This window comes from Candidatus Pelagibacter sp. (assembly GCF_052046145.1).
Classification (GTDB): Bacteria; Pseudomonadota; Alphaproteobacteria; order Pelagibacterales; family Pelagibacteraceae; genus Pelagibacter.
In genome coordinates this window covers 717401-732742 of record NZ_JBNGZR010000001.1, presented here as the reverse complement: position 1 = coordinate 732742, position 15342 = coordinate 717401, and the positions used below count along the sequence as shown (strand labels likewise).

20 protein-coding genes are annotated in these 15342 nt (G+C 29.4%); 13 read left to right on the top strand and 7 right to left on the bottom strand.

Annotated features, from left to right (window positions below):
• Position 1: 1 nt before the first annotated feature.
• The 6 genes from speD to ACTT88_RS03930 are packed head-to-tail and all read left to right on the top strand — an operon-like array spanning position 2 to position 4964.
• Positions 2-1042 carry an adenosylmethionine decarboxylase gene (speD, locus tag ACTT88_RS03955; protein WP_440908026.1) on the top strand — a complete coding sequence of 347 codons (1041 nt, stop codon included), beginning with the start codon at positions 2-4 and terminating at the stop codon, positions 1040-1042.
• 60 nt (positions 1043-1102) lie between these two features.
• Positions 1103-1954 carry a transporter substrate-binding domain-containing protein gene (locus tag ACTT88_RS03950; RefSeq protein ID WP_440908025.1) on the top strand — a complete coding sequence of 284 codons (852 nt, stop codon included), beginning with the start codon at positions 1103-1105 and terminating at the stop codon, positions 1952-1954.
• Positions 1955-1998: 44 nt separating this feature from the next.
• Complete coding sequence (locus ACTT88_RS03945) at positions 1999-2691, top strand: ABC transporter permease (protein ID WP_440908024.1); 693 nt, start codon at positions 1999-2001, stop codon at positions 2689-2691.
• Complete coding sequence (locus ACTT88_RS03940) at positions 2691-3362, top strand: ABC transporter permease (protein WP_440908023.1); 672 nt, start codon at positions 2691-2693, stop codon at positions 3360-3362. The genes ACTT88_RS03945 and ACTT88_RS03940 overlap by 1 nt, the downstream gene beginning before the upstream one ends.
• On the top strand, positions 3340-4155 hold the full coding sequence (locus ACTT88_RS03935; RefSeq protein ID WP_440908022.1) for a nitrilase-related carbon-nitrogen hydrolase: 816 nt from the start codon (positions 3340-3342) through the stop codon (positions 4153-4155). The genes ACTT88_RS03940 and ACTT88_RS03935 overlap by 23 nt, the downstream gene beginning before the upstream one ends.
• A gap of 14 nt (positions 4156-4169) precedes the next feature.
• Positions 4170-4964 carry a phytanoyl-CoA dioxygenase family protein gene (locus ACTT88_RS03930; protein WP_440908021.1) on the top strand — a complete coding sequence of 265 codons (795 nt, stop codon included), beginning with the start codon at positions 4170-4172 and terminating at the stop codon, positions 4962-4964.
• Here ACTT88_RS03930 and ACTT88_RS03925 read toward each other — a convergent pair.
• On the bottom strand, positions 4954-5343 hold the full coding sequence (locus ACTT88_RS03925) for a DUF6165 family protein (RefSeq protein WP_440908020.1): 390 nt from the start codon (positions 5341-5343) through the stop codon (positions 4954-4956). The genes ACTT88_RS03930 and ACTT88_RS03925 overlap by 11 nt on opposite strands.
• Before the next feature lie 32 nt (positions 5344-5375).
• Between ACTT88_RS03925 and ACTT88_RS03920 the strand changes: the two genes are divergently transcribed.
• The gene (locus ACTT88_RS03920; protein ID WP_440908019.1) at positions 5376-6317 is read left to right on the top strand and encodes a glycosyltransferase family 9 protein; all 942 of its coding nucleotides are present in this window, start codon (positions 5376-5378) and stop codon (positions 6315-6317) included.
• Here the strand turns inward: ACTT88_RS03920 and ACTT88_RS03915 are convergent.
• Complete coding sequence (locus tag ACTT88_RS03915) at positions 6307-7383, bottom strand: AbrB family transcriptional regulator (RefSeq protein ID WP_440908018.1); 1077 nt, start codon at positions 7381-7383, stop codon at positions 6307-6309. The genes ACTT88_RS03920 and ACTT88_RS03915 overlap by 11 nt on opposite strands.
• Before the next feature lie 222 nt (positions 7384-7605).
• Between ACTT88_RS03915 and ACTT88_RS03910 the strand changes: the two genes are divergently transcribed.
• The 3 genes from ACTT88_RS03910 to ACTT88_RS03900 are packed head-to-tail and all read left to right on the top strand — an operon-like array spanning position 7606 to position 10580.
• Positions 7606-8586 (top strand): tripartite tricarboxylate transporter substrate binding protein, encoded by a 981-nt coding sequence (locus ACTT88_RS03910; protein WP_440908017.1) that lies wholly within the window; start codon positions 7606-7608, stop codon positions 8584-8586.
• 27 nt (positions 8587-8613) lie between these two features.
• Positions 8614-9084: a tripartite tricarboxylate transporter TctB family protein gene (locus ACTT88_RS03905; RefSeq protein ID WP_440908016.1), complete on the top strand. Its 471-nt coding sequence runs from the start codon at positions 8614-8616 to the stop codon at positions 9082-9084.
• Positions 9081-10580 carry a tripartite tricarboxylate transporter permease gene (locus ACTT88_RS03900; RefSeq protein WP_440908015.1) on the top strand — a complete coding sequence of 500 codons (1500 nt, stop codon included), beginning with the start codon at positions 9081-9083 and terminating at the stop codon, positions 10578-10580. Before ACTT88_RS03905 ends, ACTT88_RS03900 begins: the two co-directional genes overlap by 4 nt.
• On the opposite strand, the gene ACTT88_RS03895 is transcribed toward ACTT88_RS03900, so the two are convergent.
• Genes ACTT88_RS03895 through ACTT88_RS03885 form a run of 3 tightly spaced genes read right to left on the bottom strand, consistent with a single transcriptional unit; the run spans position 10577 to position 13100 of the window.
• Positions 10577-11467, bottom strand: a complete 891-nt coding sequence (locus tag ACTT88_RS03895; protein ID WP_440908014.1) for a DMT family transporter — start codon at positions 11465-11467, stop codon at positions 10577-10579. The two genes, ACTT88_RS03900 and ACTT88_RS03895, sit on opposite strands and share 4 nt — an antisense overlap.
• Positions 11464-12546 carry a glycosyltransferase family 4 protein gene (locus ACTT88_RS03890; RefSeq protein WP_440908013.1) on the bottom strand — a complete coding sequence of 361 codons (1083 nt, stop codon included), beginning with the start codon at positions 12544-12546 and terminating at the stop codon, positions 11464-11466. Before ACTT88_RS03890 ends, ACTT88_RS03895 begins: the two co-directional genes overlap by 4 nt.
• Positions 12546-13100, bottom strand: coding sequence for a thioredoxin family protein (locus tag ACTT88_RS03885; RefSeq protein ID WP_440908012.1), 555 nt, complete (start codon positions 13098-13100; stop codon positions 12546-12548). Before ACTT88_RS03885 ends, ACTT88_RS03890 begins: the two co-directional genes overlap by 1 nt.
• A 19-nt stretch (positions 13101-13119) precedes the next feature.
• On the opposite strand from ACTT88_RS03885, the gene ACTT88_RS03880 reads away from it, so the two are divergent.
• Genes ACTT88_RS03880 through ACTT88_RS03870 form a run of 3 tightly spaced genes read left to right on the top strand, consistent with a single transcriptional unit; the run spans position 13120 to position 14517 of the window.
• A complete protein-coding gene (locus ACTT88_RS03880; protein WP_440908011.1) occupies positions 13120-13632 on the top strand; it encodes a gamma carbonic anhydrase family protein in 513 nt (170 codons plus the stop codon).
• A gap of 43 nt (positions 13633-13675) precedes the next feature.
• Complete coding sequence (locus ACTT88_RS03875) at positions 13676-14188, top strand: RDD family protein (protein WP_440908010.1); 513 nt, start codon at positions 13676-13678, stop codon at positions 14186-14188.
• Between the two features lie 38 nt (positions 14189-14226).
• Positions 14227-14517 (top strand): DUF1330 domain-containing protein, encoded by a 291-nt coding sequence (locus ACTT88_RS03870; RefSeq protein WP_440908009.1) that lies wholly within the window; start codon positions 14227-14229, stop codon positions 14515-14517.
• Positions 14518-14530: 13 nt separating this feature from the next.
• Here the strand turns inward: ACTT88_RS03870 and ACTT88_RS03865 are convergent, their stop codons facing one another.
• Positions 14531-14734, bottom strand: a complete 204-nt coding sequence (locus ACTT88_RS03865; protein WP_440908008.1) for a hypothetical protein — start codon at positions 14732-14734, stop codon at positions 14531-14533.
• Complete coding sequence (locus tag ACTT88_RS03860) at positions 14735-15340, bottom strand: flavin-binding protein (RefSeq protein ID WP_440908007.1); 606 nt, start codon at positions 15338-15340, stop codon at positions 14735-14737. It abuts the gene before it with no gap.
• Positions 15341-15342 lie beyond the last annotated feature (2 nt).

Sequence of the window (15342 nt, the reverse complement as noted above, 5' to 3'; positions counted from 1 at the left end):
TATGACTAAAGTTGGGGAGCATATTACTCTAGACATCATTGGAACAACTAAAGAGTATGATCCATCTGTATTTGAAAAAGTAATTAATGATATTGCAAAAGCTGCAAAAGTAACAATTTTAAATATTTCAAAATATAAATTTGAACCCCAAGGATTTACAATTCTCGCTTTGTTGGCTGAAAGTCACATTAGTTTTCACACATTCCCCGAAAAAGGAATTATAAGTTTTGACTTTTTTACATGTGGAAAAGTTAGTCCATCGGTTGCTATTGATATAATAAAAAATGAATTTGAACACATAAGAATAGTTAAAAAAGAATTTAATAGAGATACAAAATCTCTTTATCATGATATCTATAGCTCACCAGGATTACAAAAATCATATGTAGTAAATAATGTTTTAGAAGATTTTAAATCTAAAGTAGGTCAACATATTGAGATTTTAGAATTAGAACAATTTGGTAAGTCTTTATTTATAGATGGTGAAATACAAGTGGCATCCACTGATGAACATTTATATAGCTCAACCTTTGTAGGCTCTGGTTTAGATTTAAATAAAGACAATGAAAGAGCGGCAATTATTGGTGGAGGAGATGGAGGAGTTGCACGAGAATGCATTTCAAAAAATTTTAACTTTATCGATTGGTATGAGCTTGATCCTGAAGTAGTCGATGTTTGCAATAAACATCTTGGAGATATTGGAAAAAAAGCAACAGAAAAAAATTCAGTGAAATGTGTATGGGGTGATGCTTTTGAAAGTATTAAATCAGTAAGTGATGATAGTTATGATCATATTTTTGTTGATCTAAATGACGATCAATTTTGTATAGATTTAGCTGCAAAAAATATGGATTCTTTAGTCAGAATATTAAAACCGAAGGGAGTAATTACAGCTCAAGTAGGGAGTCAGGATAAAAAACCACAACAGGTTGAAAATTGGCTGAATGTTTTTAACAAAAATTTTGGAAACGCGAAATTAGCAAGAGTTTACATACCAAGCTTTGATTGTTCTTGGAATTTTTCTTCATCAATTAATCATTAATTTTACTTTTTTATTATTAAAATCTGTGAAATAATTCTTCTTAAATTAAAGGAGAAAATAATGAATATATTCAAAAAAACTATTTTAACAGTTCTTGCTTATTTATTTATCATTGGAAATGTTTCTGCTGAAAAAATAAAAATTGGAACTGAAGGCGCTTACCCTCCATGGAATTCAAAAGATGCATCAGGTAATCTAATAGGTTTTGAAGTCGAGCTTGCTCAAGAACTTTGTGCAATTATGAAGTATGAGTGCACAATTGTTGAACAAGATTGGGACGGCATGATACCAGCTCTAGTGATGAGAAAGTTTGATGCAATAATGGCTGGAATGTCAATTACTGCTGAAAGACAAAAAACAATTACGTTTTCACAAGGTTATGCTGATGAAGTAGCCTCTCTTGCGGTAATGAAAGGTTCAAGCCTAGAGGGCATGGATACGCCAGAAGGTATTAATTTATCGTTAGGTGGATCTGATGTTAAAAAAGCTCTTAAAACTTTAACAGGAGCACTTGCTGGTAAAACTGTTTGTACTCAAACAGGAACAATTCACCAAAACTTTTTAGAGTCTGGTGATGTAGGAAGTGTAAATGTAAGAACTTATAAAACTCAAGATGAAGTTAACCTAGATCTAACTTCTGGAAGATGTGATGTTGCTTTGGCTGCAGCAGTTGCATTTACAGATTATGCAGATAAATCAGGTAAACCAGTTGTATTAGTTGGGCCAACTTTTTCAGGTGGTGCATTTGGTAATGGTGTAGGTGTTGGTATCAGACAAGCTAGCGATAGTGCTATTGGAAAAAGAGATGCCAAAATCTTAAAAGACTTCAACAAAGCAATTAACAAAGCTAGAAAACAAGGAATTATTAGTAAACTTGCTATTAAACACTTTGGTTTCGACGCTTCTATGTAATTCATTTCAGATCTGGCGACTATAATATATAGTCGCCAATCTATATGGAACTTCTCGTATTTGGTAAAACAGGTTGGGGGGATGAGTTATTTTACGCAACCTTAATGACAATAGCTGTATCAATTACAGCAATGTTGGTTGGATTCTTTTTTGCATTAATCTTTACTCCTTTAAAACTTTCAAAATACAAAACTTTAAATTTAGTTGGTAATTTTTACACCACAGTTATACGTGGAGTACCTGAACTATTAGTAATATACCTTTTCTTTTTTGGGGGCAGTGGAGCCATCATGTATGTAGCTTCTATTTTTGGTTATTATGAATACATAGAAATTAACGCTTTTATAACTGGTTCAATGGCTATTGGTATTATTTCTGGAGCATATTCAACAGAAGTATTTAGAGGCGCCATACAATCTATAGATAAAGGTCAATTTGAAGCTGCAAAGGTTCTTGGAATAAATAAGTTTGGGCAATTTTATAAAATAATACTTCCTCAGATGTTAAGACTAGCTATTCCAAATTTAAGCAATGTTTGGCAAATAACTTTAAAAGATACTTCTCTTATTTCAGTAACAGGATTGGTTGAAATAATGAGACAATCTTATATTGCAGCAGGATCTACTAGAGATCCACTATTCTTCTATTCATTTGCAGCAGTTTTATATCTTTTACTTACTTACGTGAGTATGAAATTAATTAACAAGTTAGAAGTTAGGTATAGCAGGGGGTATTAATGGATTTTGATTTAATGATCACTAGTTTTCCTAAACTTTTAGGTGCTACAGTTGTTACTTTAAAATTATTATCTGCATCATTATTTTTTGGATTATTCCTAGGTCTTTTCTTTGCAATTTTAAGATTAAATAAAAATATATTTATTTATAAATTTGCTTATGGCTATTCATATATATTTAGAGGAACACCATTACTGGTCCAGATTTTCATAATTTATTTTGGTTTAGGACAGATTGAATATTTAAGAACAACATTTCTATGGGTAATTTTAAAAGAACCTTATTGGTGTGCAATAATAGCATTTACTTTAAATACTGGGGCATATACTTCAGAAATTTTAAGATCAGCATTTCAAACAATAAAACCAGGAATTATTGAGGCTGGAAAAAGCTTGGGAATATCAAATAAAATTATCTTTTATAAAATCCAAATTCCAATCGCCATTCGACAATCATTACCTGCATATGGAAATGAAATAATATTAATGATGAAAGGAACATCTTTAGCCAGTACAGTAACACTAATGGATTTGACTGGTGTAGCAAAATATATTATTTCAACAACTTTTAAACCAATTGAAGTATTTATTGTTGCTGGTAGTATTTATCTATTCATGACTTTTATAATACATAATTTAATAAAGTTTCTTGAAAAAAAATATAGTTTCTAAAAAAATGAAAGTAGCTTGTATCCAACTATCCAGCACAGATGATTATAACAAAAATTGTAAAGAAATATTAAAGTATATAAATATTGCTATTTCAAAAAAATCTGACTTTATAATCACTCCAGAAACATCATCAATAATTTCAGACGATAAAAAAAAACTATTTAAATTTTCTTATGAAATGAAAAGCGATCCTCTAATTAAAGATGTAAAGAAAATAGCAAAAAATAAAAAAAAATGGATTATGATTGGTTCTTTGCCGATCAAAGCAGGAAAAAAACTTAGAAATAGATCAATTTTAATTAATAATCATGGAAAGATTCAGAAATATTATGATAAAATTAATATGTTTGACGTAAAAGTCTCAGCTAAGGAAATCCACAACGAAAGTAAAATTTACAAAGCAGGAAAAAAACTTGCATTAACAACTACACCATGGGGAAAATTAGGTTTTACAATATGTTTTGATTTAAGATTTCCTGAACTTTATAGAAGATTATCGATGAATAATCTTAATTTTATTACTGTACCATCAGCATTTACAAAGATTACAGGAAAAAAACATTGGTTACAGCTTCTCACAGCAAGAGCAATTGAAAATTTTTGTTTTATTTTTGCTCCAAACCAAACCGGCAAAAATACAAATAAAAGAGAAACTTTTGGTCATTCTGTTATAGTTTCGCCTGATGGAAAAATAATAAAATTAAAAAAAAAGGGAAAAGGGATAATTTATGCAGAAATTGATCCTAAAGAGTCCTCAAAGTTAAAGAAAAAAATTCCAACAATTATGAAATAATTTTTAATATTTTAGTGAAAAAATATTTAAGCAATAGACAAATTATAGATTATCAAAATTATGGTGCAATAATAATTAAGGATATATTTAAAGATTGGATTGAGCCACTTAGGAAAGGATTTCAAAAAGTTTTAGATAGGCCAAGTAAGCATGGAAGAGAAAATGTAACCGAAGATAATGGAAGATTTTTTGAGGATTATTGTAACTGGGAGAGGATAGAAGAATTTAAGGATTGTTTATATAATTCACCTGGAGCTCAAATAGTAGCAGAGGCAACTAATTCTAAATCTACTAAAATTTTTCATGAACATATTTTTATAAAGGATCCAGGTACACGCAAAGAAACACCTTGGCATCAAGATATGCCTTATTATTGTGTTGATGGCAATGATACTGGAAGTTTTTGGATTCCATTAGATGAGGTTGATCATAAAAATAATCTAAAATTAATTTTAGGTTCTCACAAATGGTCAAAGTTAATTCGACCCACAAAATGGTCAAATAACCAATCTTGGTATGATGACGATAGTGCTTTTATGGATTTACCTCCTTCAAAAGAATTTGAAAAAAATATTTTAATTCCGGAATTAAGTTTAGGGGATGCTGTTTTGTTTAATTTTAAAACCGTACATGGTTCAACAGGAAATAATTCTTCTAAATCACGAAGAGCATTTTCGATGCGATTTATAGGAGATGATGTAAAATATATTGATAGAGGAGGGCCAACCTCACCTCCATTTGATGGGATAAATTTAAAAACAGGAGATTTAATGAGAGATGATTGGTTTCCTAAAGTTTTTAGTAGCTAGTATATTCTTTAATCTCTTTGATAATTGATCCAGTGTGATTATTCATTTCTAATTTAATTTTTGCTCGGTCATCATTTAAAAAATGAACATCTCTTGATAATTTTATAAATTTATCACCAAAGTCCTTATTATTTTCGCAATCTCTTTTATCGTCCTCTATTACCCAAAGTTTGGCATTAATTTCTTTTAAATCTTGGAATAATTTATTTAGTTTATCGTCAGATTTAACATTTTTTTCTAATTGATCTTTAAGAATCGAATGTTCATTCGATATGAATTTTAGTTTTTCAGGGTCTTTAATTTTTTCTTTTTTAATTTCTAAGATTGAAATTTTGTCTAAAAGCTCACCAACCGATACTTCTACTATAATTTTATTCATTAAATTTTATACTATGTTAAATTGTTAAAAATATGTCTAATATTTTAATCATTAAACATGGATCTTTGGGTGATATAGCTCAAGCTTGTGGTGCAATTCAAGATATTTCTGAGAATCATAAAGGAGATGAAATTTATTTGCTAACAACTAAACCATATTTTGATTTATTTAAAAAAAATCCACATATCTCTGATGTTATTTTAGATAAGCGATTATCAAGACTAAACCTGATTTATTTATATTCATTAATGAAAAATATAAAAAAATATAATTTTTCTAAAGTTTACGATCTACAGAATTCAAGTAGAACAGCCTTTTATAAAAAAATTTTATTTCCAAAAGCAACAAAAGATACTTGGTCATCTACTGATACAACATTACCTGAAGGAACTTCAAAAGAAGATTTTGATAAAGACTCTGTTCTATCTAGATTTGATCATCAATTAAAAAGTTCAGGCATAAATACAAATCATACCTTAAATCCTGATTTTTCATGGAGCACAACAGACATATCTCAAATAAAAAATCACCATCAATTAGATAAATATATTCTTCTTTTTCCTTTTTGTTCTCCTCATTTAACTTCAAAGAAATGGCCTTATTATAATGAGTTAATTGCTATGATTAATCAAAAGTCAGATAACAAATTTAAAGTAGTTATTGCACCTGGACCAAGTGAAATTAAAGAAGCATCAAATATTAATGCACTTTGCGTTTTAGATAATGGTAAAGCTTTAGATATTTCTCAGTTAGCAACATTAATTAAAGATAGTTCATTTGTTATTGCAAACGATACTGGACCAGCGCATATGACAGCACATTTAGGTTCAAAAGGAATTGCTTTATTTGGATCTCACACAACACCTTTTAAAGTAAGTATTGAAAGAGAAAATTTTAAAGCAATACAAGCTCCTGAATTATCTAAACTCTCAGTAGAAAAAGTTTTTGAAAGACTTTCTGAAATTATTTCTTAATTTTTTCTAATACTCTTAAAAATACAGGAACTGTGAAGAGTATAAAAAGTAATCTTATTATATGGTGAAAAGCAACAAAATCTGGGTCTAGATCAAAAGCAATTGCTATAACTGCCACCTCATAAATTCCACCAGGACTATAAGATAATATTAAAGTTAAAATATTTGTCTCTACAAAGAATGTTGCAACATAGGCTGCAAACAAACCTAATACTACCAAAATAGTAGTAGCCACAATACTATGAAGAGAATTATTAGCTATCTCTTTAACAGTTTTTTCAGCAAATCTACAACCAACTGAAGAGCCGAGAATTAGCAAACAAAAATTTACTGTTTCATCTGGTAATTTATATGAGGCTATATCTGTAATTTGTAACAAACCACTTGCAAATAATGTTCCAGATAGTAAAGCTGCAGGTATTCTTATTTTATCAAAAACAATTATAAAAAACAAAGAAGCAAAAATAAGTAAAATTAAATTGAAATGATTTTGAGCTAAATAGTTGAAGTCATCATTTAACAAAACACTGTTGTCAGTATTATTAACTATAATAAATGGAATGACAGTTATTATGATTATTAATCTAATTAAGTGAGAAGTTGCAACTTGAGATAAATCTGTTTTTTCATTTTCTGCTAAAATCATTAAAGGACCAAGTGCACCAGGTGCTGCTGAAAATATTGAAGCTTTTTCTCCATAACTTGCAAATTTTTGGAGGTATTTAGCGACAACTAAAATACAAATTATTATGTAGATTAACATAATTAATGAAGTCCAAATCCAATCAAGCATTTGATTAAATAGATTTTGGTCTATGTAATTTCCAATATGCAAACCCAAAATTATCAAGATAAAACTTAATACAATTTTTGGCATAGTAATTTTAAGACCTGATAGAGCAGCAAGTGATGTGATAATCATTGGACCTAAAAACCAAGCAAGAGGAATATTAAAATAGTCAGCAATAATTGCGCTAGGAAAAGAAATTATCAGAACAGAAATAAATTTAATTGAAAATACTTGTTTAGCATTTTCAAGATAAGATTTGATTTGATGTTTAATCATTCACTAAGCTTCTATCATCAACTTTTTAAAAGATAAGAAAAAAGAAATTAAAACTAGTGAATTAAGTGAAATTTTAATCTGTAAAAAAAATAAAATATAATATTTGATTGATATTTTTTTTGTTAAAGAAGTTTCAATTAAAAGTTGTGTTACTTAATTACAGGTTGAATAAACATTAAGACTATAATTAACTAAAGTTTTTAAATTAGAGAGGGATAAATAATGAAAAACTTAAAAAAAATAGTTTCAGTATTATTCTCAGCAATCCTATTATTCTCAGCAACAACTACAAGCTCAGTTGCAATTGACAAATTGCACTTTGTAATTGGTGGTGGTGCTGGTGGTGGTTGGGATGGAACCGCTAGAGGTACTGGAGAGGCTTTAACAAAAGCTGGTATGTTAAGTAGTGCATCATTTGAAAATATGTCAGGTGGTGGTGGTGGTAAAGCTTTAGCTTACATGATCAATACTAAACCTGCTAATACAGTTTTAGTTCAATCAACACCATTAGTATTAAGATCAATTACTAGACACAAAGGTTATGTAAAAGGAAGTGGAACTTTATCTTATAAAGATGTTGTGCCAATAGCTGGTGTAATTGGTGACTACGGTGCTATCGCTGTTGCAAAAAGTTCATCTTTTAAAAATTTTAAAGATGTAGTTAATGCTTACAAAAAAGATCCAAATTCAGTTAAAATGGCTGGTGGATCAGTGAGAGGAAGTATGGACCATTTAATTGGTGCTTTAGCTTTCCAAGCTGCAGGTGCAGATCCGAATGCTGTTCAATACATTCCTTATGATGCTGGTGGAAAAGCTTTAGCTGGACTTTTATCTGGAGAAACTCAAATCATATCAACTGGTTTAGGTGAATTGATGGGTGCAAGAGATCAAGTAAGAATCATTGGTATCACTGCGCCTTCAAGAGTTTCTGATGCACCAGATGCACCAACTCTTAAAGAACAAGGATATGATGTACAATTCGTTAACTGGAGAGGTTTCTTTGGTCCTCCAGGTATGAGCAATGCTGATAGATCAGCTATTGCAAAAATGCTTGGCGATGTACAAAAAACTCCTGAATGGGAAACTGTCAGAGCAAGAAATGCTTGGGTTAATATATATAATCCAGAAGGCAAGTTTGTTTCTTTCTTAGAAAAACAAACTCAAGAAATGACAGCTCTTATGAAAAAACTAGGAGTGATATAATCCATAGGATTATTTGAAATAAGAGCAGTGAATATAAATACTACAAAAATTATATCACTGCTCTTTTTTATTTTTTCAGCATTTTATTTATACACTGCTTATCAAATTCAAGTATTTGCATTTGATGAAAATGCACCATTTAATGCACGAACATTTCCAATTTATTTAGGTTATGCAGGATTATTTTTTTCTGGATTAAAACTTATTTTACCAGATCCAAATACAATTAAAGTAGAACATAAAAGCTTAGAGTATAAAAAAACAGGTATACTTATATTAATTGCAATTATTTATGGAGCTACAATTTTAAAAGTTGGATATTTTTTAACTACGTCTTTATTTTTATTTGCGTCATATTATTTTTTAGGAGAACGAAGATGGATTTTAATGTTTTTATTATCCTTTCCATTTGTTGCTGTCTTTATGTACCTCCTACATGGTGTTCTTGATATATACTTGAGAGACCCATTCTTACAATCAATAGGAGTTATGGGATGATTGAAGGAATATTAATTGGATTAACAACAGCACTTACTTTTCAGAACATATTAATGGTTATGGTCGGTTGTTTTTTTGGAACAATCATTGGAATGCTTCCTGGTCTTGGGCCAATGACAGCTATCGCATTGATGATACCAATTACCTATGGTTTCGATCCTGCAACAGGATTAATTTTGATGGCTGGCGTTTATTATGGAGCAGTATTTGGTGGTTCTACTTCTTCTATATTATTAAACGCACCCGGTGTTCCTGGAACAGTTGCCACTTCATTTGATGGTTATCCTATGGCACAACAAGGTAAGGCGGGTAAGGCTTTAGCGATTGCAGCATGGAGTTCGTTTGCAGGTGGAACATTATCTGCAATTTATTTATTATTTATGGCTCCAAGTTTGTCAAAAGTAAGTTTATCTTTTAGATCACCAGATTACTTTGCTTTAATGATTTTAGGTTTAACAGCGATTGCTGCTTTTTCTTCTAAAGGACAATTTCTGAAAGCAATGATGATGGTAGTTCTTGGATTGATGTTAGCATCTGTTGGCCAAGATAGTTTGTCTGATATTACAAGATTTACATTTAATAATATGAACTTAACTGACGGAATTAGTTTTGTACTAGTTGTGATGGCAACTTTTGCAATGAGTGAAGCATTAACAATTATTTTAAAAAGAAATGATCCGACCAGTGCTGCTAAACAAGTTTCTTTAACTGAATTAGGCTCGATTAAGATTAATAAAGAAGAACGAACTAAAATGTATAAAACAATTCCAAGATCATCAATAATTGGTTTTTTAATTGGTGTTTTACCTGGAGCTGGTGCAACAATTGCATCTTTTTTAGCTTATGGAATGGAACGAAACGTAGTTAGTGATGAGGAAAAAGAAAAATTTGGTAAAGGCAGTGTAAATGGTTTGTCGGCACCAGAAACTGCAAACAACGCTGCTTGCTCAGGTTCTTTTGTGCCAATGCTCACTTTAGGAATTCCTGGGAGTGGAACTACAGCTGTAATGCTAGGGGCTCTTCTAGGTTTTGGGGTTCAGCCCGGTCCTAGACTTTATATGACGAATCCAGAGATTTTTTGGTCAATAATTATGTCTATGTATATTGGAATGGTAATTTTGCTGATATTAAACTTACCACTAATCCCTTATATAGCTAGAATTCTTGCTGTTCCTAAAAATTATTTAATTCCTCTTATTTTATTTTTCTCCGTTACTGGGATTTACGTAATGTCATTTAATAATTTTGATATTTATTTAATGATTGGGATTGCTGTAGTTGCAACTTTTTTAAGATTATATGATTTTCCAATGCCACCTTTAATATTAGCTTTTGTTTTAGGTGGATTGATGGAGGAAAATCTTAGAAGGTCTTTATTATTAAGTAATGGTTCATGGGAATTTTTGTGGGACAGAACATTAACTGCATGTATCTTAGCAACTACAATTTTAATTGTAGTTTGGCATATTTACAAAACCTTTAAGAGGAAAAATTAAGATTTAATATCTATACGTTTTCTAATAATTTCTTTATCAAGCTTCATTTCACGATACGACATAATTATAACCCCTATAAATATAACACCAGCACCAATCCAGGTAAAGAGATCGGGTGTTTCACTAAAAACATAGTATCCAATTAAAGATGCGAAGACTAAACTCAAAAAAGAATATGGTTGTGTCATACTAACATCAACTAATTTGTATGCGTGATTTATGCAAAGATGTAACAATGTACCAAATAAACCTGCAAAAAATAAATAAATCAAAGTTTGAAAACTAGGTGTTTGCCAATAAAACAACGCAATAATGAAACTAAAAATAGTCATATACGTATATCCATAAGATAAAATCGTAATTGAACTATCATCTTTTGCGATAGTTTTTGTAATTATAATTACTATTGACCACATAAAAGACGATGCCAGTGCCATATAAACTCCAAGAGAGATTTCAATTATTCCTGGTCTTAAAATTATTAACATTCCAATAAATCCTAAAACTAATGCAAAACTTCTATATATGTAAATTTTTTCTCCCAGAAACAAAACTGCCAATATTGTTACTATGAAAGGAACCACAAAAGATATAGCTGTAGCTTTTTCAATTGGCATCATTACTAAAGCTGAGAAATACAATAACATTGAAGGCAAGTTTAAAACCGCTCTTAAAAAATGTTTTTTATGATGATTTGTTTTAAAAACTGTAAAATTAGATTTTAGCATGTATGGAAAAATAATTAGTAAACCAAATAAAAATCTAAAAAATCCAGCAACATAAACATTAACTTCTTCTTGTGCTAATTTTAAAAAGGTTAACATCAATGTTCCACAAAAAACTGAGATTATAATTAAAAAAATTGCTAATTTATTTTTTGAAATCAATTTAGTATCTTTTTGTATTCTTCAATTATTTTTGACCATTGAAATTTATTAACAAATTCTTTTGCATTTTTCCCAAGGTTTAAATACTTTTTATTTTCTAACATTGAAGTAATTGAAGAATAAATATCATCAAGACTATTTCCATCACATATTAAACCAGTTTTTTCGTGATCAATTGCATCTGCTGCACCACCATCTTTACCACCAATTGATGGAATACCGTATTGTGCAGCTTCAACGTAAGATATACCAAAACCTTCAACTGATTTTTTATAGATTATGGATGGCATTACAAAGATATTTGATTTTGAAACTAATGCATTTTTTAAATCATTACTAATATCTTTAAAAAACATAACTTGTGCTTCAAGATCTAGTTCTTTTACCAGTTTCTTAATATTTTCCTCTTCTTCTCCATATCCAATACAAATGTAAACAATATCAGGATAAATTTGTTTTAAATTCCTTAAAGCCATTACTATTTTTTCATGATTTTTACGTTTATCAAATCTTGAAACTGTAATTAGTCTTGGATTTTTAACTTTAAGTATACTTTCAACTTTATCTAAAGTTTTTTTATTTAATTCTTCAGCAGGATATACACCTGGATTTATTACAATTACTTTATTTTTATTAACACCAAGTTCTATTGCTAGATTTTTTGTAAACTGAGAATTTGCTATAACTTTTTCAACATTATTTAAAACACTAACTGCTCTTTTATTTTGACTAGAACCTTTAGGATGGTTGATTTCTTTGCTATGAATTAAACAGTATTTTTTATTAGAAGTTTTAATAAGTTCTAAACTTTTCCAATGATCAGCAATAATTCCATCAATTTTATTTTCTTTTATATATTCATTAATTAATTGTGCTTTTCTATATTTTCTAAGCAATTTAATTCCTCCAACTCTTTCGATCGAAAAAGAGGCTTGCTCATCAAATTCTTTATGACCTTCTATATGATCTGCAAAAACTTTTATCATGAAGTTTTTAGATAATTCTCTTGAAAGGCCCCACATTAGATTTTGCATACCACCAAACTCAGGTGGGAATGATCTAGTTACAATTAGATACATTAATCATACTTCCATTTAATACCACAGCCCGCACTGGGTATTTGATCTTCAGGACCTTTTCCAGTTTCAGCTATTTGTCTCATAGCTGTAAGCAGATCACTTTCTCCTTCTTTAACTGGAATAAACTTTTTAAGTTCTCTTAATCGTCCTCTATATTGAAGTTCTAGATTTTTATTATAACCAAAGAAATCTGGAGTGCATACAGCATCATATGCTTTAGCAATTTCTTGAGTTTCATCATGCAAGTAAGGAAAATTGAAATGATTTTCATTTGAAAACTTAATCATGTTATCAAACGAGTCTTCTGGATAATTAACAAAGTCATTTGAGCAGATAGCAACTGAGTTGATACCAATTTTGTTTAATTCACTACAATCTTCAACTAATTCTTTTGTAATAGCTTTTACATATGGACAATGATTGCAAATGAACATTATCAAAGTTCCATTTTCACCTTTGATATCATTTAAAGACAGAATTTTATTATCAGTAGATTTTAATTCAAATGGGATAGCTTTTCGACCAAAATCACATATTGGAGTTTGAATGGGCATAATGTAAAATATATAGATTATGTTTTATGATTTAAAAGATAAAAAACCAAAAAACTCTGGCGAAAATTGGGTAGCTCCGAATGCTACAATAATAGGGGATGTTACTTTAGAAAAAAATACAAGTATTTGGTTTAATGCAGTGCTTAGAGGAGATATTGAAAATATTCATATTGGCGAAGGATCTAATGTACAAGATGGGAGTATATTACACACAGATCCTGGATGTCCTTTAAAAGTAGGAAAAAATGTTACTGTTGGACATTTAGTTATGCTTCATGGATGTACCATTGGAGATAATAGTTTAATTGGGATTGGAGCTGTTATCTTAAATAAAGCAAATATTGGAAAGAATTGTATCATTGGAGCTAAAGCTTTGATAACAGAAAATAAAATCATACCAGATAACTCTTTGGTTGTTGGCTCACCAGGTAAAGTTATTAGAGAAGTTTCAGAGGAAGAAAAAAAAGCAGTATTTGAAAATACAAAACACTATCAAGATAATTGGAAAAAATATTCTAAATCTATATTTTAATATTACACTATTGAAATAATAATTTGATTTGTTAGGATTAATTATGAGCATTGGTATATGGATATTTATAATTTTTTTTATTTATTTTGGTACCGCTCCTCTAATTTCACACTTTGTGTACAAGTCATTAAAGTTTTCTAAGTTACCTCAAAAAAAAAGATATATTGGTTTTTGGGTCAGATTTGGTGCTGGAGTAGCAGATACATTTATTTTAGTGGTTGTTGGTTTTGTTTTAGGTTTTCTTATTCAAATTATTTTGTATGATACTAATTTCGGTCCTGGTTCTGATTATATTCTTGGAATAGTAATCTCATGGTCATATTTCTGTTTATCTCATAGCTCAAAATATCAAGCAACTATAGGAATGAAAATGTGCAAAATAAAAATTTGTGATCAAAATTTTAAAAAAATAACTTTAGGGAGAGCAACATTGAGATATTTTAGTGCGCCTTTGTCAGGTATTATATTTTTAATAGGTTTTTTAATGATTGGTTTTACAAAAAAAAAACAAGGATTACACGATTTAATCACAAAAACCTTGCATATAAATAAATAACCATGAATTTAAAAATTAATTTTTATAGCTAAGAAATTATGTCAGCAGGCTACGTAATAGCTCAATTAAAAGTAACTAATCCAGAAAATTATAAAGAATATGTTGAAAAGGTCACACCACTTGTAAAAAAATTTGGTGGAGAATTCTTAGTAAGAGCTGGTGAATTTCAAATTTTTGATGGTGAAACAAATTTTCCTAGAATTATTATTCTTAAATTTCCTACATATGAAAAAGCATTAGAATGGTACAATTCTGAAGAATACAAACCAATAAAACAAATAAGATTAGATAATTCTGAGGGTACAAATATAATTATTAAAGGTATTTGAAATAATAATTTATTTAATTAAATAATAGATCGTTCACTGAATAAATGATCAATCCAATTATTGCTATAAATAAAATTAAGAAAGATAATTGCCCACTTAACTTAGACTTAATTTTGGTTTTACCTTCTTTAAATTTTTTAAAATGAATACTCCCAAATCTCATTACAGCTAATCCTAAAATTATAAGAAATGCTGTAAATATATATCCAGTAACCATCTAAGGAACTAACCAGGTATCTTTTTTATTTTCTAAATTAAACTTTGCTCTTCGATGGCCTTTAGCTGCTAAATAAAGCCATTCTATAGATTTAATTTTGCACTGAATAACAGTAAAGTTTTTATAACCCTCTTCGCTTTGTTCTTTAGTGTAATCAAAATTATCTAATTCTGGTTTTAGTCCGGACGTTGGTAGATCTGACTCAGTTCCTGGACCATTATCTACTAAATAACATTTTCTACTAATATGTTGGGTTTTAGACCAAGATTCTTTTGTTACATCATTATTGTGATTAACCGTACATTCAACTTTCAATCTGACCTGTATTTTTTCATCTTTATCGTAAAATAACATTGCTGCATTTTTATTTGCTCTTAATTTTTCAATTTTATCTGACCTAATATCGCTATGATATTGTACTAAATTATTTGATTGATCAGATTTTCTTAGAACAACAATTCTTCCATCAAAGTCTGATTGATCACCACAAATGAATACCGGTATTCTAAAAGGTGAACTTCTATCTTTAACAGCATTATCTAACATTGACCAAATTTTCTTTTTGATCTCCGTAAAGTCCTCGTAATAAGGAACTGTATCTGTCACAA